The organism is Rhizobium sp. 10N427, assembly GCF_056394605.1.
In genome coordinates this window covers 90,729-104,771 of sequence record NZ_JBFTID010000004.1, presented here as the reverse complement: position 1 = coordinate 104,771, position 14,043 = coordinate 90,729, and the positions used below count along the sequence as shown (strand labels likewise).

Below are 14,043 nucleotides of genomic sequence, written 5' to 3'. Positions count from 1 at the left end.
ATCGAACACTATGATATCACTGATATCGTAGGAGGCATCCGTGGGTGACTTGCTGATCCGAAATCTCGATGATGCTTTGAAGCGCGAGCTTCAAGAACGTGCGCGCGCCAATGGGCGCAGCCTCTCGGATGAGGCTATCATGCGTCTTCGCAAATCGCTGGGCACCGCAGATCAGCAGAACCGGCTGGCTGGCGAGTGGCTGCGATCGCTTCTTTCTGAAGATGCGTGGAGCGATGACGAGCTTGCCGACATCGAGGCAGCAAGGCGGGAGCTCGATCGCGAGCCGCCGGCGTTTGGCAAATGAACATCCTGCTCGATACCAACGTTCTCTCTGAGCTTGAGGGACGGATGTACAGCGAGCGGCTGCTGAATTGGTTGAACGGATACAAGCCGGAAGAACTCTTCATCAGTGCAATCAGTATAGCCGAGATACAGTATGGCCTTGCGCGGCTTCCTGAAGGACGGCGGCGCGCCGCCTTGACCGAGGCCTATGCGAAGATCGAAGCTGGCTTTGCAGGCCGAATAGCGGCGTTTACGATTGACGCGGCTCATCGGTATGGACTGCTCAGGGCAGAGCGGGAGAAATCGGGAAGGCCGATAGAAACTAAGGACGCCATGATCGCGGCGATCTGCCTTTCCAACCGCGTTGCGCTGGCCACCCGCAACATAAAAGACTTCGAGGGGCTTGATCTCAAGCTCGTAAACCCGTTTGAAGACGGTTGATCGCTAACGGCGGAATAGAATGTCACTTCGCATCATCTTTATGGGGACACCCGAATTTTCCGTTCCGACGCTGCGCACGCTCGTCGATGCCGGGCATCGGATCGTTGCGGTCTATAGCCAGCCGCCGCGGCCGGGCGGCCGCCGTGGGCTCGACCTGCAGAAATCGCGGGTCCATCAGGCTGCCGAACTGCTGGGCCTGCCGGTCTTCACGCCGGTGAATTTCAAGGACCCCGAAGAGCGGGAAAAGTTTCGTGCTCTTGACGCCGATGTTGCTGTTGTCGTTGCCTATGGGCTGCTGCTGCCGGAAGCTATCCTGACCGGCACGCGGGATGGCTGCTACAATGGCCATGCGTCCCTGCTTCCGCGCTGGCGTGGCGCCGCCCCGATCCAGCGGGCGATCATGGCAGGTGATACCAAGACCGGCATGATGGTGATGAAGATGGACAAGGGCCTGGATACCGGCCCTGTCGCGCTCACCCGCGAAGTCGAGATCGGCCCGAACATGACGGCAGGAGAACTGCACGATAGGCTGATGCACACCGGCGCCAAGGCGATCGGCGAGGCGATGGTGGCGCTGGAATCCGGCAATCTGCCGTTGACGCCACAGGCCGAAGAAGGCGTGCTCTACGCCTCGAAGATCGACAAGGGCGAGACGCGCATTGATTTCAACAGGGACGCCGAAGCCGTTCACAATCATCTTCGTGGACTGGCGCCGTTTCCCGGCGCCTGGTTCGAGCTCGAGATCGGTGGCAAGTCCGAGAGGATCAAGGTGCTGGGCTCGGAGCTGGTAACCGGCGAGGGGGCTGCGGGAGAGTTTCTCACCGACGATCTCGTCGTTGCCTGCGCAACCGGCGCCATCAGGCTCACCCGTTTGCAAAAAGCCGGCGGAAAGCCGCTCGCGGCGCCAGACTTTCTGCGCGGTACGCCGCTTTCGCCCGGCTCAAGGCTCGCCTGATGACGCGCTACCGGATGACCGTCGAATATGACGGCGCGCCCTATGTCGGCTGGCAGCGCCAGGACAACGGCCCATCGGTCCAGGGCGCGATCGAGGCGGCAATCCTGTCGCTGAGCGGCGAGAGGGTTTCCGTCCGCGGCGCAGGACGCACCGATTCCGGCGTCCATGCGCTGGGTCAGGTGATCCACGCGGATCTCTCTAAGGAATGGGCTGACTTCAAGCTTCAGAACGCATTGAACGCGCATCTCAGATTGGCCGGCGAGCGGGTGTCGATCATCGATGTCCTGGCCGTGCCCGAATTCTTCGATGCCCGTTTTTCGGCGCTTCGCCGTCACTATCTCTACCGGATCATCACCCGCCGCGCGCAGCTTGCGATCGAAGCGGGGAAGGCCTGGTGGGTGCCGAAGGCACTCGACCACGAAGCGATGCATGAGGCGGCCCAGAGGCTGGTCGGCAATCACGATTTCTCGACATTCCGGTCGGCTCACTGCCAGGCCAATAGCCCGGTGCGCACCCTGGACAGGCTGGACGTCACGCGCACAGGCGAGCTGATCGAGATACGGGCGACGGCGCAGAGCTTTCTCCACAACCAGATCCGCTCCTTCGCTGGAACGCTGAAGCTGGCGGGTGAGGGCAAGTGGACGCCGGATGACGTGCAGGCAGCCCTCGAAGCCCGCGACCGCAAGGCTTGCGGGCCGGTAGCGCCGCCGGATGGGCTTTATTTCATGCAGGTCGATTATCCGGACGTGATTCCGGACAGACGCAAGGGAGCAGATAGCGATGACGGTGACGATCTATCATAACCCTGCCTGCGGAACCTCGCGCAATACTCTGGCGATGATCCGTCAATCAGGCGAGGAGCCCGTTGTCATCGAATATCTGAAGACGCCCCTTTCGCGGCACGAGCTTGCGGCGCTGATTGCGAAAATGGGTGTTTCTGTGCGTGATCTGCTGCGCGAGAAAGGCACGCCCTACACCGAACTGGGCCTTGGCGACCAATCGCTGTCCGACGCCCAGTTGCTCGATGCGATGGTAGAGCATCCAATCCTGATGAACCGGCCGATCGTCGTGGCGGCAAAAGGCGCAGCGCTTTGCCGCCCTTCGGAATTGGTGCTGGATATTCTTCCCAATCCGGATATCGGCCTATTCACCAAGGAAGACGGTGAGGTCGTGCCCGCGCGGGGTCAGGCGGGATAGATCCCGAGAAATTTCTGAAGATATTCGGCAAGCATCATCGTCGGCACAAGCAGCGCCAGCGTCAGCGCCCCGACCATTAGCCCGTGTCCATGGAAGATCATCCGCAGGATGCGCGCCAGAATGAAGACCTGCGCGATCATCAGGATGAGCAGCAGGATCGAGACGACGCTCACCGTTCCCGGAATGAAGAAGACTAGAGCCAGCAGCAGGCCGTTGATGTAGGAAAGCGGCACGCCCAGCCAGTTGACGCTGACGACGACTGCAGCAAAGCGGTTGCCCATCTTGAAGATCAGCAGCAAAAGCCCGGCCAGCACCAGCGGCGCGAACCAGTTCGCCACCTCCACCATTCCAAGGCGGAGGTAAAAGGGCAGCCCGACATCGTAATGCGGCGGCATCGTCTGCAGGAAAGCTTGGCGCCACCAGAGCCAGGAAATACCCATCGGCGGCAGGCACCAGACCATTGCCCAGAACGAACGGTTCACGCCCCTGTCGGAGACATCGAGAAAGCGAAAGCCGCGCGGATCCATGCGGATCAGCAGCCACAGCCCCGCCAGATAATATTGCACTTCCCTAAGCCCCGGCATTCTCGAACCAGCGCTCGATGAAGGTTTCGTAGATGACTGTTAGCGTCTCCAGATCGGCGACGGCAACGCGCTCATCGACCATATGCATGGTCTGGCCGACGAGGCCGAATTCAACCACGGGGCAATAGTCCTTGATGAACCGCGCGTCCGAGGTGCCGCCCGTCGTAGACAGCTTCGGCGCCTTGCCGGTGACGCTCTCGACGGCTGACGACAGAGATGCGATCAGCGCGTTGTTGCGGGTCAGGAAGACATGGCTGGGACGGTCGGCCCAGATGATCTCGTAGCGAACAGCATCACGGCCCGGCCGCAATGCGCCCTCGGCAGCGGCGGCATCGAGACGGCTGATGATTTCGGCCCGCAGCGTGTCGGCGGTCCACGTGTCGTTGAAACGGATGTTGAAGCTCGCCGTCGCCTTCGCGGGAATGACGTTGGTGGCCGGGTTGCCGACATCAACCGTCGTCACTTCGAGATTGGAGGCCTGGAAGCTTTCAGTGCCGGTGTCGAACGGCGGATCCATCAATGCCGTCGTCAGCTGCAGCAATCCGCGAACCGGATTATCGGCGAGATGCGGATAGGCTGCGTGGCCCTGGACGCCGTGAACGGTGATCTTGCCCGACAGCGACCCACGCCGGCCGATCTTGATCATGTCGCCGAGCGCATCCGGATTGGTCGGTTCGCCGACAACGCAGGCATCCCAGTGCTCGCCGCGTTCCGCCGCCCATTGCAGCAGCTTGGTCGTGCCGTTGATCGAAGGTCCCTCTTCGTCACCGGTGATCAGGAAAGAGATCGAGCCCTTGGGCGCGCCGTGCTTTTCGATATGGCGTGCAACAGCCGCAACGAAGCAGGCAATGCCACCCTTCATATCCACCGCGCCGCGGCCGAACATCTCGCCACCGGCGATCTCGGCGGCAAAGGGCGGGTGTGTCCAGGCGGCCTCATCACCAACCGGGACAACATCGGTATGGCCGGCAAACATCAGGTGCGGGCCATCGTTTCCGATCCGCGCATAGAGGTTTTCGACATCGGGTGTTCCAGCCTCTGTCGCCATCACCTTGTCGACCTTGAAGCCGAGCGGCGACAGCATGGCATCGAGCGCCGAAAGCGCCCCGCCTTCAGCCGGCGTGACGGACGGGCAGCGGATGAGTGTCTGGAGATTGGCGACGGGATTGGTAGCGGTCATGACGGTCGAATTATCCGGCGGGGATGGCAAAGAAATGGCGAGGCGAATGCCGCCTCGCGTTAAAAGAGCGCCGTCTGTTTACCGGATCGATGTCCGGCTGTCACTTCAAGCTTAGTCGCGCAGCAGCTCGTTGATGCCGGTCTTCGAGCGGGTCTGCTCGTCGACGCGCTTTACGATCACGGCGCAGTAGAGATGCGGCGCTGGCAGGCCGTTCGCCATGGTCTTGTTGCCCGAGGGCATCGAGCCTGCGACGACGACGGAATAGGGCGGCACTTCGCCATAGGTGACTTCGCCGGTGGCGCGATCGACGATCTTGGTGGACTTGCCGATATAGACGCCCATGCCGAGCACCGAGCCCTCACGGATGATGCAGCCTTCGACGACTTCCGAACGGGCGCCGATGAAGCAGTTGTCCTCGATGATCGTCGGCCCTGCCTGCATCGGCTCCAGCACGCCGCCGATGCCGACGCCGCCGGAAAGATGCACATGCTTGCCGATCTGCGCGCAGGAGCCGACCGTCGCCCAGGTATCGACCATCGTGCCTTCGCCGACATAGGCGCCGAGGTTGACGAAGGAGGGCATGAGCACGACGTTCTTGGCGATATAGGCCGAGCGGCGGACGATGCAGTTCGGAACGGCGCGGAAGCCGGCGTCGCGATACTGGTTTTCGCCCCAGCCTTCGAACTTCGAGGGGACCTTGTCCCACCAGGTCGAGTTGCCCGAGCCACCCTTGACGACTTCCATGTCGTTCAGGCGGAAGGAGAGCAGCACGGCCTTCTTGAGCCACTGATTGACCGTCCAGGCGCCGTCAGCGCCGCGTTCGGCGACGCGTGCCTTGCCGCCGTCGAGCAGCTCGAGCGCAGCTTCGACCGCATCGCGGATTTCGCCCTTGGTCGAGAGGTTGACGCTGTCGCGGTTGTCGAAGGCCGCTTCGATGGTCTTTTCGAGGGATGCAAGATCGGTGGCGCTCATGAGAATTCCTTAAACTTCGAACTTTATCCTGAAGGCTACAGGGCCTCCGGGAATTGTGATCGGCGGGATGCGATCTGCTCTATCGCATGGGCGTCCAAAATGGAATGATTTTTCGAACCAGATCGTTTCTGGATTCAAGGCGTTAAAGACGCGTTTGGTAGGACTGAAAGGCATTTTTGAATGGCGAAGGGTAAGAATGGCAGGCTCCGGCGTAAGGATGGGGTCTGGGATCCGCTGAAGACCAGCGAAACGGACAAGGATCGCGCCCGCGCCGTACCGAAAACACCGCAAACGCTCTCCCCATCCTATCGTCTTGCCTATGTCGACGAGGACTTCCTCTGCCGCGAGGAACTGCGGCCGATCCGCCTGCAGCTCGAGCTTCTGAAGCCGGAAATGCTGCTGGCCGAGCGTGGCATCAAGTCGACGGTCGTGATGTTCGGTGGCGCCCGCATCCCAGCGCCCGGCCAGAGCGCCTGGGCAGCACGCAACGATGTGCAGCGGGTCAATCTGGAGGCGGCGTCGGTCTATTACGACGAGGCCCGCAAGTTCGCCCGCCTCTGCTCACGCTATTCGGCGGCGCATGATTTCCATGAATATGTGATCGTCACCGGCGGCGGCCCGGGCGTCATGGAAGCCGGCAATCGCGGCGCTGCCGACGAAGGCGCACCATCGATCGGCCTCAACATCGTCCTGCCGCACGAGCAGGCGCCGAACGTCTATGTGACGCCGGAGCTCAGCTTCAATTTCCACTATTTTGCGATCCGCAAGATGCACTTCATGGTGCGCGCCAAGGCGATCGCGGTATTCCCAGGCGGCTTCGGCACGCTCGACGAATTCTTCGAGTGCCTGACGCTGATCCAGACCGGCCGCATGGAAAAGATGCCGCTGATCCTGTTCGGTGAAAAGTTCTGGCGGACGATCGTCAATTTCGAGGCGCTTGCGGAATTTGGGACGATCGCGCCTGACGACGTCAAGCTCATCAGTTTTGTCGAAACGGCCGATCAGGCCTGGAAGATCATCCAGGATTTCTACGAACCGCATGAATAAGAAAAACCCGCCGCGCAAGCGGCGGGCTTCCTGTTTCCTCCCTTAGAGGAAAGGGCGATCGGGCATATCGTCGATCGAGATGAAGCCGTCCTTGTTAGTATCCAGGCGGGTAAAGAGCCGGGTCATCGCATCTTCGGCTTCCTGCTTGGAAATCTGGCCATTCTCGTCCTTGTCGACGCGCCGCATCATCGAGGCGAACATCATGTCGCCGCCGTGGCGCTTGCCCCAGCGGTGGCCGTCCGGTCCGCCATTCTGGCCCTTGCCGTCGTTCTGTGCCATCTGCTGATCGCCGCCGCCATCCTTCTTGGCGTCCTTGTGTGCATCGCGCCAGGCCTTGATCTGCGTCTGATGATATTCGCGAATTTCGCCCGGCGTCAGGCTGCCGTCATTGTTCTTGTCGGCGGCTGCGAAGATCTTGTCGACGCCGTCGATCGCTTCCTGCTTCGAGATCTTGCCGTCCTTGTTCTCGTCGAACTGCTTCAGCATGCGCACGAAGGCGATCTCGCGGAAAGCGGCGCCGCGCGGCCCGCCCATCATTTCGCGGCGGTGGCGCGGCCCATCGGGGCGATCGCCGGGAGCAGCAAAGCTCGCGCCGGCGGCACCGGCGATCAGAGCGGCGGAGAGGCCTGCCAGGATAAGCTTGTTGCGGAACATGAGACTTCCTTTCGGTTCGTATCCCTTCACGACCAAAAGGTAAGGCTGCGATTCCGGAAAACCCAATTAAACCTAGGTAAGCTGGATGAAACTTTCGTAAGTCAGCCGGTAATCTTGGCCAGGAATGCGGTGAGATCATCGGTCACGAAATCGATGTGATCCTCCTCGCCGCTGGTCTTTTCCCACCATTCGACAACGGTGTCTTCGAGATTGTTCGGCACCAGCAGAACGGTGCTCATTCCAAGCGCCTTCGGAACAACGAGATTGCGCGGCAGGTCCTCGAACATCGCAGCCTTCTTCGTCTCCACCCGCTTCAAGGCCGTGAACTTGTCATAGGTCGCCTGCGCCGGCTTCGGCACGAAATCGGCGGCGACGATATCGAAGATGTCGTCGAAATGCTCAAGGATGCCAAGCGCACCCGCCGCCATCTCGGCATGCTTGACGCTGCCATTGGTAAAGATGAATTTGCGCCCCGGCAGCGCCTTGATCGCCTCTCCAAGCTCCGGATGCGGCGACAGCGTCGTATAGTCGATCGCGTGCGCCTTCTCCAGAAAGTCGTTCGGATCGATGCCGTGATGGATCATCAGACCCTGCAACGTGGTGCCATGGTCGTAATAATACTGCTTCTGCAGCTTGCGCGCCTCATCCCGCTCCATCTGCAGCAGCGCCGACACATAGGCCGTCATGTTCTTGTCGATCTGCGCGAAGAGATTAATGTGATGCGGGTAGAGCGTGTTGTCGAGGTCGAAGACCCACTCGCTCACATGCTCGAAGTCGGATTTTTCAGGGGTACGATCGATCTTTGTCATGCGCGTCTTATGGCATGGCGGCGGTATGAAACCAAAGGGTTTCACATGACTTTCGGGCAGTAGCCTTCCAAACGCCACAGGAATTTCACAACTTTAAGGAGATTTTGACTGAATGTCGCCATTGCGCGCTGGTGGTGTGCTTTAGGGCATGGCTGGGAGAGTGAGGGCAGAGCCAGATGAACATTGTGCTGATAAACCCGCCGCATACGGCGATCGGTAGCCGTATTCCGGATGACCATCTTCCGCCGCTCGGCCTGCTGTCCGTCGCCGGACCATTGATCGATGACGGCCATGCCGTCCGCCTCATCGACGCGGAATTCGGCCCGATGACGATTTCAGAGATCGTCGGCCAGATCGGTGGGCCTGATCTGGTGCTGATCGGCCATTCCGGTTCCACCTCCGCGCACCCCACGGCGCGCGCAATTGCGGAAGCGATCAAAAGCAGACATCCCGGAATGCTCATCGTCTATGGCGGCGTCTTTCCTACCTACCACTGGCGCGAGGTGCTGGCTGAGAGCCAGGCCTTCGACATCGTCGTTCGCGGCGAAGGCGAGGAAACGATGCGCCGCCTCGCTGCGACCTTGGCAGCGGCGGGAGCGCTTGCCACGGTTCCGGGAATTGCGTTTCGCGATAGCGGCGACGACGTCCGGCAGACTGCTCCGGCGCAGGCGATTGCCGATCTCGATGCTTATCGCGTTGGCTGGGAACTCATCGATCACAGCCGCTACAGCTATTGGGGCGGCAAGCGGGCGGTTGTCCTGCAGTTTTCCCGCGGCTGTCCGCATCTTTGCAATTACTGCGGCCAGCGAGGGTTCTGGACGCGATGGCGCCACCGTTCGCCCGAACTGTTTGCCCGCGAGATCGCCCGGCTCTATCGGGAGCACGGTGTCGAGCTTATCAACCTTGCCGATGAGAACCCCACGTCTTCGCGAAAGGCCTGGCTGGCGTTTCTGGAAGCGATGATTGCCGAGGACGTGCCGGTGCAGATCGTCGGCTCGACGCGGGCAGATGACATCGTTCGGGATGCGGACATCCTGCACCTCTATCGCAAGGCTGGCGTCGTGCGCTGGCTGCTTGGCATGGAGAATACGGATGAAGCGACGCTGGCCCTGATCAAGAAGGGCGGCGCGCGGGCTACAGATCGCGAGGCAATTCGTCTGCTTCGTCAGCACGATATTCTTTCCATGGCGACCTGGGTGGTGGGCTTCGAGGAGGAGAGGCTCAGCGATCTCTGGCGTGGCTTCCGCCAATTGCTCTCCTACGATCCAGATCAGATCCAGGCGCTCTACGTGACGCCGCACCGATGGACGCCGTTCTTCCGGATTGCCCGCGACCGGCAGGTCATCGAAACCGACATTCGGAAGTGGGACTACAAGCATCAGGTGCTGAAGATGAAACATCTCAGCCCCGCCGCCCTGGTTGCCAGCGTCAAACTCATCGAGGTCGCCGTCCAGGCGCGGCCAAAGGCGTTGATGCGCATCCTCTTTCATCGCGATGCCGAGCAGAGACACTCCATGCGGTGGTATACCCGGATGGGACGGCGCGTCTGGTTTCATGAGATATTCGAGTTCGTCTTTCACCGCCGCCATCTGAAGGACGGACCGCGTCTGGAAAGCTTCTGGGGTGCGCCACAGGATGCGGAGGAGGAATCGATGTTGCGGCCGAAACGCGCAACCAAGAGCCTCGATGCCGCCGAATAAAATAGACGCCCGATTTCGGGCGGACGGCGGTTCGGCGGGGTGGTAGAAAGGCTTCATGCTGTTCGATCTGCCCGATGATGACGCGCTGTACGATGCGCTGATTGCCCGAAGCTCCGATTACGAGGGGCTCGTCTATGCCTGCGTGAAGACGACCGGCGTCTTTTGCCGGTTAACCTGCCCGGCGCGCAAGCCGAAGCGGGAGAACACACTCTTTTGCGGCTCGATCTCGGCCTGCATGCAATCGGGCTTCCGGCCTTGCCAGCGGTGCAGGCCGTTGGAGCAGGCGGGGCGGGAGCCTGTTGTCGACGATCTCCTGAAGGCGCTCGACCGTGATCCCTCCGCGCGCTGGACGGAGGAGCGCCTCGCCGATCTCGGCTACGATCTTTCGACGGTACGCCGCGCCTTCAAGCGCGCGCTCGGGATGACTTTTCTTGACATCGCCCGCTACCGCAGACTCGGGCAGGCTGCAAAGCAGATCGCTGATGGCGGCCGCATTATCGATGCACAGCTAAACGCAGGCTATGAATCGGCAAGCAGTTTTCGCGCCGCCTTTCACCGGATGATCGGCATGGCGCCCGCCATCGTCCAGAACCGCGAACTGCTCTTTGCCGATATCTTCGACACACCGCTTGGGCCGATGATCGCAGTGGCCGATCAGACGCATGTGCATCTCCTCGAATTTCATGACCGCAAGGCGCTGCCGAAGGAGCTGGAGAGCCTGCAGCGGAAGACGCGCTCCACCGTTGCTGCCGGGCGTACGCCGGCAATCGAACGGATCGAGGCGGAGATGAAAGCCTATTTCGCGGGGCGGCTGAGGGAGTTCGAAACGCCGCTTGCGCTTGCCTTCGGAACAGCTTTCGAGCGGGAGATATGGTCGAGGCTGATGCGCATCCCCGTGGGCGAGACCCGCGCTTATGGCGACATCGCCCGCGACATGGACAATCCCCAGGTCGTCAGGGCCGTCGGCCGGGCAAACGGCGCCAACCAGATTGCCGTCGTCATCCCCTGCCACCGGCTGATCGGCGCGGATGGATCGCTGACCGGCTATGGCGGTGGTCTCTGGCGCAAGCAGTGGCTTTTGAAACACGAAGCAGAAATGCGGGCAGCGAGACCCGAAATGGAGGAAGCATCATGAACCAGGCGGATAAGGCAAAGGCATTCGAAGCGCTGCACCGGAAGGGAACGCCCGTCGTTCTCTACAATATCTGGGATGCCGGAACGGCAAAGGCGGTTGCCGAAGGCGGCGCCAAGGCGCTGGCGACCGGCAGCTGGTCGGTGGCTGCGGCGCAGGGCTATGCGGACGGGCAGAAGCTGCCTATGGATGTGCTCATCGCCACCGCCCGGTCGATCGCTGCGTCAACCGATCTGCCGCTCTCCGTCGATTTTGAAGGCGCCTATTCGGAAGAGCCGGATGGCGTCGCGGCCAATGTTGCCAAGGTCATCGATACCGGTGCCATCGGCATCAATTTCGAGGATCAGGTCGTCGGCGGCAAGGGGTTGCATTCCCCGGAAACGCAGGCGGCCAAGATCACCGCGATCCGCGCCATGGCCGATGCCCGCGGTATTCCGTTTTTCATCAATGCCCGCACCGATCTTTTCCTCGCCGAGAACGATCCGTCGAAACACGCCGCTCTTGCCGATGAAGCAATCGAGCGCGGCAAGGCCTATGCGGCGGCCGGTGCCCGCGGGTTCTTCGTGCCGGGCCTTGCGGATGCCAAGCTGATCGAAAAGATCTGTGCCGCATCGCTGCTGCCTGTGAACATCATGATGCGGGCCGGCGTGCCTGACGTGAAGACCCTGGCAAGCCTCGGCGTCGGCCGGGTCAGCTATGGTCCCGGACCTTACCGGGCAATGATGGAAAAGCTGAAGGAAGCCGCGGCAGCGGTCTATGCCGCCGCGCCTTGACCGGTGATCAGGGCACGATCAGCGTGCCCGCACCATGTTCGGTGAAAATCTCGAGCAGGACGGAATGGGCCGTCTTGCCGTTCAGGATGACGACGCCCTGAACGCCCGCCTTGATGGCGTCGATGCAGGTCTCGACCTTCGGGATCATGCCGCCGGAGATCGTACCGTCGGCGATCAGCGCATGCGCCTGGGCGACGGAGAGTTCCTTGATCAGGTTGCCCTGCTTGTCGAGAACGCCGGGAACGTCGGTCAGGAACAGCAGGCGGGTAGCATTCAGCGCACCGGCGATCGCACCTGCAAACGTATCGGCATTGATGTTGTAGGTGGCGCCGTCACGGCCTGGCGCGACCGGAGCGATGACGGGGATCATCTCTGAGCGGGCGAGCAGATCGAGCAGCGTACGGTCCACTTCCACGACTTCGCCGACGAAGCCGAGATCGAGAACGCGCTCGATATTGGAATCCGGATCCTTGATCTTCTTCTGCGCCTTTTCGGCGAAGACCATGTTGCCGTCCTTGCCGCAAAGGCCGATCGCCCATTCACCCGTCTGGTTGATGAGGGCGACGATCTCCTTGTTGATCGAGCCGGCCAGAACCATCTCGACGATCTCGACGGTCTTGGCGTCGGTGACGCGCAGCCCGCCTTCGAACTTGGATTCGATGCCCATCTTGGTAAGCATGGCGCCGATCTGCGGGCCGCCGCCATGGACGACGATCGGGTTGACGCCGGATTGCTTGAGCAGCGCGATGTCGCTGGCGAAAGCCTTGCCGAGCTCGGGATTACCCATGGCATGACCGCCATATTTCACGACGATCGTCTTGTTCTCATAACGCTGCATGTAAGGCAGCGCCTGCGCCAGGAGATGCGCCTGCATTTCGCTTTCGGACTGGTTCATGGCTTACCCCGCAGAATGGATCGCGGGCCTTTTATCTCAAGTTTTTGACAGATGGAATAATGCGTTGCGCATTAGTTTGACGGCCCCTTGTCAATTTTGCGCCCGTCCCTCTATGTAAGGGTATATTAGGGAGAGCGGCAGCGGCATGACCGGCGATGAACTCGCAAGACTGATTGGCCGCGTGGCGATGTCCGACCGGCAGGCCTTCGTCGCCCTTTACAGGGAAACGAGCCCGAAACTTTTCTCCATCTGCCTGCGTATCTTGAAAGACAGGGCGGAAGCCGAAGAGGCGCTGCAGGAGATTTATGTAAAGATCTGGCAGCGCGCCAAGGTTTTCGCGTCGTCGCAGGGCGCACCCACTGCCTGGCTTGCGGCAATAGCGCGCAACCAGGCGATCGATACCATGCGCGCCCGAAAGCCCGTCAGCGACGAGCTCGATAGTGCCTATGATCTTGCCGACTCCGCACTTGATCCGGAAAAGCAAGCTGTGATGAGTGATGAAGGAAGGCGGATTGACACCTGCATGGAAGAGTTGGAAGCTGACAGGGCGACGTCGGTTAGGCGGGCCTATGTCGAAGGACTGAGCTACCAGGAACTTGCCGACCAATTCGGCGTTCCGCTCAACACCATGCGGACATGGCTGCGGCGCAGCCTTTTGAAGCTGAGAGAGTGCATGGAACGATGACATCGCCCGATCAAAGCAAGGGAGGCCGCTCTCGCGACGAAGTGCTCGCAGGCGAGTATGTGCTTGGCGTTCTCTCTTACCAGGATCGGCGGGTTGTCGAAGAGCGCATGCGCCGCGACCGCCAGTTTGCGGCAATCGTCAGCCGCTGGGAAACCAATCTTTCCGCTTTCAACGACGAATACGAGACGGTCGCGCCGAGCCGCGAGACTTTCAAGCAGGTCGAGGCCCGTCTCTTTGGCGATCCCGCGCATTCGCCGTCTTTCTCGCGTGGCCTCTGGAATTCGGCGGTCTTCTGGCGTTCGCTGACTTTCGCCTCGCTGGTCGTTGCCGCCGGGGCGATCATCTTCGCCTCCGGCATCGTGCCGCCGCCACAGGGAGCGGCACCATTGGTGGCGGAACTGTCTGCAGCCGGCAGCCAGGTCAATCTTCTGGCGTCGTATCAGGCCGATAGTGGCCACCTGCGCATTATACCGGTCGCCGCGGGCAAGCCGGAAGAAAAGTCGCTGCAGCTCTGGCTCGTTCCGGGCAGCGGCGGGCCGCAGTCGCTGGGCGTGTTCCAGCCGGGCGAGGGCGGCGAGCTGGTCATCCCGGCAAACCTGCGCAGCCAGATCGGCGAGGGCGCGACCTTCGCCGTCAGCCTCGAGCCGTTCGGCGGCTCATCGACGGGCGCTCCGACGGGACCCGTCGTTGCCAGCGGCGCGGCACACCGCCCGTAAAATTCTTTCCTGTCTCCGAAA

17 protein-coding genes are annotated in these 14,043 nt (G+C 61.2%); 11 read left to right on the top strand and 6 right to left on the bottom strand.

Features of this window, described 5'->3' with window-relative positions; translation table 11 throughout:
• Positions 1-40: 40 nt before the first annotated feature.
• The 5 genes from AC1DIJ_RS10260 to arsC are packed head-to-tail and all read left to right on the top strand — an operon-like array spanning position 41 to position 2,875.
• Positions 41-304 (top strand): FitA-like ribbon-helix-helix domain-containing protein, encoded by a 264-nt coding sequence (locus AC1DIJ_RS10260; RefSeq protein WP_112385280.1) that lies wholly within the window; start codon positions 41-43, stop codon positions 302-304.
• Positions 301-723: a type II toxin-antitoxin system VapC family toxin gene (locus AC1DIJ_RS10255; RefSeq protein WP_112385281.1), complete on the top strand. Its 423-nt coding sequence runs from the start codon at positions 301-303 to the stop codon at positions 721-723. Before AC1DIJ_RS10260 ends, AC1DIJ_RS10255 begins: the two co-directional genes overlap by 4 nt.
• Positions 724-742: 19 nt before the next feature.
• Positions 743-1,678 carry a methionyl-tRNA formyltransferase gene (gene fmt / locus AC1DIJ_RS10250; RefSeq protein WP_112385282.1) on the top strand — a complete coding sequence of 312 codons (936 nt, stop codon included), beginning with the start codon at positions 743-745 and terminating at the stop codon, positions 1,676-1,678.
• On the top strand, positions 1,678-2,481 hold the full coding sequence (truA, locus tag AC1DIJ_RS10245) for a tRNA pseudouridine(38-40) synthase TruA (RefSeq protein ID WP_112385283.1): 804 nt from the start codon (positions 1,678-1,680) through the stop codon (positions 2,479-2,481). The genes fmt and truA overlap by 1 nt, the downstream gene beginning before the upstream one ends.
• Positions 2,459-2,875: an arsenate reductase (glutaredoxin) gene (arsC, locus tag AC1DIJ_RS10240; protein WP_112385284.1), complete on the top strand. Its 417-nt coding sequence runs from the start codon at positions 2,459-2,461 to the stop codon at positions 2,873-2,875. Before truA ends, arsC begins: the two co-directional genes overlap by 23 nt.
• Here the strand turns inward: arsC and AC1DIJ_RS10235 are convergent.
• From AC1DIJ_RS10235 to dapD, 3 genes are all read right to left on the bottom strand, one after another.
• Positions 2,863-3,459 (bottom strand): hypothetical protein, encoded by a 597-nt coding sequence (locus AC1DIJ_RS10235; protein ID WP_112385285.1) that lies wholly within the window; start codon positions 3,457-3,459, stop codon positions 2,863-2,865. The two genes, arsC and AC1DIJ_RS10235, sit on opposite strands and share 13 nt — an antisense overlap.
• On the bottom strand, positions 3,446-4,639 hold the full coding sequence (gene dapE, locus AC1DIJ_RS10230) for a succinyl-diaminopimelate desuccinylase (RefSeq protein WP_112385286.1): 1,194 nt from the start codon (positions 4,637-4,639) through the stop codon (positions 3,446-3,448). Before dapE ends, AC1DIJ_RS10235 begins: the two co-directional genes overlap by 14 nt.
• 111 nt (positions 4,640-4,750) lie before the next feature.
• A complete protein-coding gene (dapD, locus tag AC1DIJ_RS10225; protein WP_112385287.1) occupies positions 4,751-5,611 on the bottom strand; it encodes a 2,3,4,5-tetrahydropyridine-2,6-dicarboxylate N-succinyltransferase in 861 nt (286 codons plus the stop codon).
• Positions 5,612-5,791: 180 nt separating this feature from the next.
• Between dapD and AC1DIJ_RS10220 the strand changes: the two genes are divergently transcribed.
• The gene (locus tag AC1DIJ_RS10220) at positions 5,792-6,658 is read left to right on the top strand and encodes an LOG family protein (RefSeq protein WP_112385288.1); all 867 of its coding nucleotides are present in this window, start codon (positions 5,792-5,794) and stop codon (positions 6,656-6,658) included.
• A 42-nt stretch (positions 6,659-6,700) separates the two neighbouring features.
• On the opposite strand, the gene AC1DIJ_RS10215 is transcribed toward AC1DIJ_RS10220, so the two are convergent.
• Together AC1DIJ_RS10215 and AC1DIJ_RS10210 are read right to left on the bottom strand one after the other, a co-directional pair.
• Positions 6,701-7,312, bottom strand: coding sequence for a CREC-EF hand family protein (locus AC1DIJ_RS10215; RefSeq protein ID WP_112385289.1), 612 nt, complete (start codon positions 7,310-7,312; stop codon positions 6,701-6,703).
• Between the two features lie 101 nt (positions 7,313-7,413).
• A complete protein-coding gene (locus AC1DIJ_RS10210) occupies positions 7,414-8,121 on the bottom strand; it encodes a pyrimidine 5'-nucleotidase (protein ID WP_112385290.1) in 708 nt (235 codons plus the stop codon).
• 176 nt (positions 8,122-8,297) lie between these two features.
• On the opposite strand from AC1DIJ_RS10210, the gene bchE reads away from it, so the two are divergent.
• The 3 genes from bchE to AC1DIJ_RS10195 are packed head-to-tail and all read left to right on the top strand — an operon-like array spanning position 8,298 to position 11,726.
• On the top strand, positions 8,298-9,821 hold the full coding sequence (gene bchE / locus AC1DIJ_RS10205; RefSeq protein ID WP_112385291.1) for a magnesium-protoporphyrin IX monomethyl ester anaerobic oxidative cyclase: 1,524 nt from the start codon (positions 8,298-8,300) through the stop codon (positions 9,819-9,821).
• A 55-nt stretch (positions 9,822-9,876) separates the two neighbouring features.
• The gene (locus tag AC1DIJ_RS10200) at positions 9,877-10,956 is read left to right on the top strand and encodes a trifunctional transcriptional activator/DNA repair protein Ada/methylated-DNA--[protein]-cysteine S-methyltransferase (RefSeq protein ID WP_112385292.1); all 1,080 of its coding nucleotides are present in this window, start codon (positions 9,877-9,879) and stop codon (positions 10,954-10,956) included.
• Positions 10,953-11,726 (top strand): isocitrate lyase/PEP mutase family protein, encoded by a 774-nt coding sequence (locus AC1DIJ_RS10195; RefSeq protein WP_112385293.1) that lies wholly within the window; start codon positions 10,953-10,955, stop codon positions 11,724-11,726. The genes AC1DIJ_RS10200 and AC1DIJ_RS10195 overlap by 4 nt, the downstream gene beginning before the upstream one ends.
• Positions 11,727-11,733: 7 nt before the next feature.
• Here AC1DIJ_RS10195 and argB read toward each other — a convergent pair whose 3' ends face one another.
• Positions 11,734-12,621 carry an acetylglutamate kinase gene (argB, locus tag AC1DIJ_RS10190; protein ID WP_025555365.1) on the bottom strand — a complete coding sequence of 296 codons (888 nt, stop codon included), beginning with the start codon at positions 12,619-12,621 and terminating at the stop codon, positions 11,734-11,736.
• A gap of 145 nt (positions 12,622-12,766) precedes the next feature.
• Here argB and AC1DIJ_RS10185 point away from each other — a divergent pair, with 145 nt between their 5' ends.
• Together AC1DIJ_RS10185 and AC1DIJ_RS10180 are read left to right on the top strand one after the other, a co-directional pair.
• On the top strand, positions 12,767-13,306 hold the full coding sequence (locus AC1DIJ_RS10185) for a sigma-70 family RNA polymerase sigma factor (protein WP_112385294.1): 540 nt from the start codon (positions 12,767-12,769) through the stop codon (positions 13,304-13,306).
• On the top strand, positions 13,303-14,022 hold the full coding sequence (locus AC1DIJ_RS10180) for an anti-sigma factor domain-containing protein (protein ID WP_112385295.1): 720 nt from the start codon (positions 13,303-13,305) through the stop codon (positions 14,020-14,022). Before AC1DIJ_RS10185 ends, AC1DIJ_RS10180 begins: the two co-directional genes overlap by 4 nt.
• The last annotated feature ends 21 nt before the right edge of the window (positions 14,023-14,043 follow it).

Bases quoted from the DNA above. Each gene is read 5' to 3' on its own strand.
- AC1DIJ_RS10185 (WP_112385294.1), top strand. From the start codon at position 12,767: ATGACCGGCGATGAACTCGCAAGACTGATTGGCCGCGTGGCGATGTCC.
- AC1DIJ_RS10180 (WP_112385295.1), top strand. From the start codon at position 13,303: ATGACATCGCCCGATCAAAGCAAGGGAGGCCGCTCTCGCGACGAAGTG.
- AC1DIJ_RS10220 (WP_112385288.1), top strand. From the start codon at position 5,792: ATGGCGAAGGGTAAGAATGGCAGGCTCCGGCGTAAGGATGGGGTCTGG.
- AC1DIJ_RS10210 (WP_112385290.1), bottom strand. From the start codon at position 8,121: ATGACAAAGATCGATCGTACCCCTGAAAAATCCGACTTCGAGCATGTG.
- fmt (WP_112385282.1), top strand. From the start codon at position 743: ATGTCACTTCGCATCATCTTTATGGGGACACCCGAATTTTCCGTTCCG.
- AC1DIJ_RS10200 (WP_112385292.1), top strand. From the start codon at position 9,877: ATGCTGTTCGATCTGCCCGATGATGACGCGCTGTACGATGCGCTGATT.
- truA (WP_112385283.1), top strand. From the start codon at position 1,678: ATGACGCGCTACCGGATGACCGTCGAATATGACGGCGCGCCCTATGTC.
- dapE (WP_112385286.1), bottom strand. From the start codon at position 4,639: ATGACCGCTACCAATCCCGTCGCCAATCTCCAGACACTCATCCGCTGC.
- AC1DIJ_RS10235 (WP_112385285.1), bottom strand. From the start codon at position 3,459: ATGCCGGGGCTTAGGGAAGTGCAATATTATCTGGCGGGGCTGTGGCTG.
- AC1DIJ_RS10255 (WP_112385281.1), top strand. From the start codon at position 301: ATGAACATCCTGCTCGATACCAACGTTCTCTCTGAGCTTGAGGGACGG.
- dapD (WP_112385287.1), bottom strand. From the start codon at position 5,611: ATGAGCGCCACCGATCTTGCATCCCTCGAAAAGACCATCGAAGCGGCC.
- AC1DIJ_RS10195 (WP_112385293.1), top strand. From the start codon at position 10,953: ATGAACCAGGCGGATAAGGCAAAGGCATTCGAAGCGCTGCACCGGAAG.
- bchE (WP_112385291.1), top strand. From the start codon at position 8,298: ATGAACATTGTGCTGATAAACCCGCCGCATACGGCGATCGGTAGCCGT.
- arsC (WP_112385284.1), top strand. From the start codon at position 2,459: ATGACGGTGACGATCTATCATAACCCTGCCTGCGGAACCTCGCGCAAT.
- AC1DIJ_RS10215 (WP_112385289.1), bottom strand. From the start codon at position 7,312: ATGTTCCGCAACAAGCTTATCCTGGCAGGCCTCTCCGCCGCTCTGATC.
- argB (WP_025555365.1), bottom strand. From the start codon at position 12,621: ATGAACCAGTCCGAAAGCGAAATGCAGGCGCATCTCCTGGCGCAGGCG.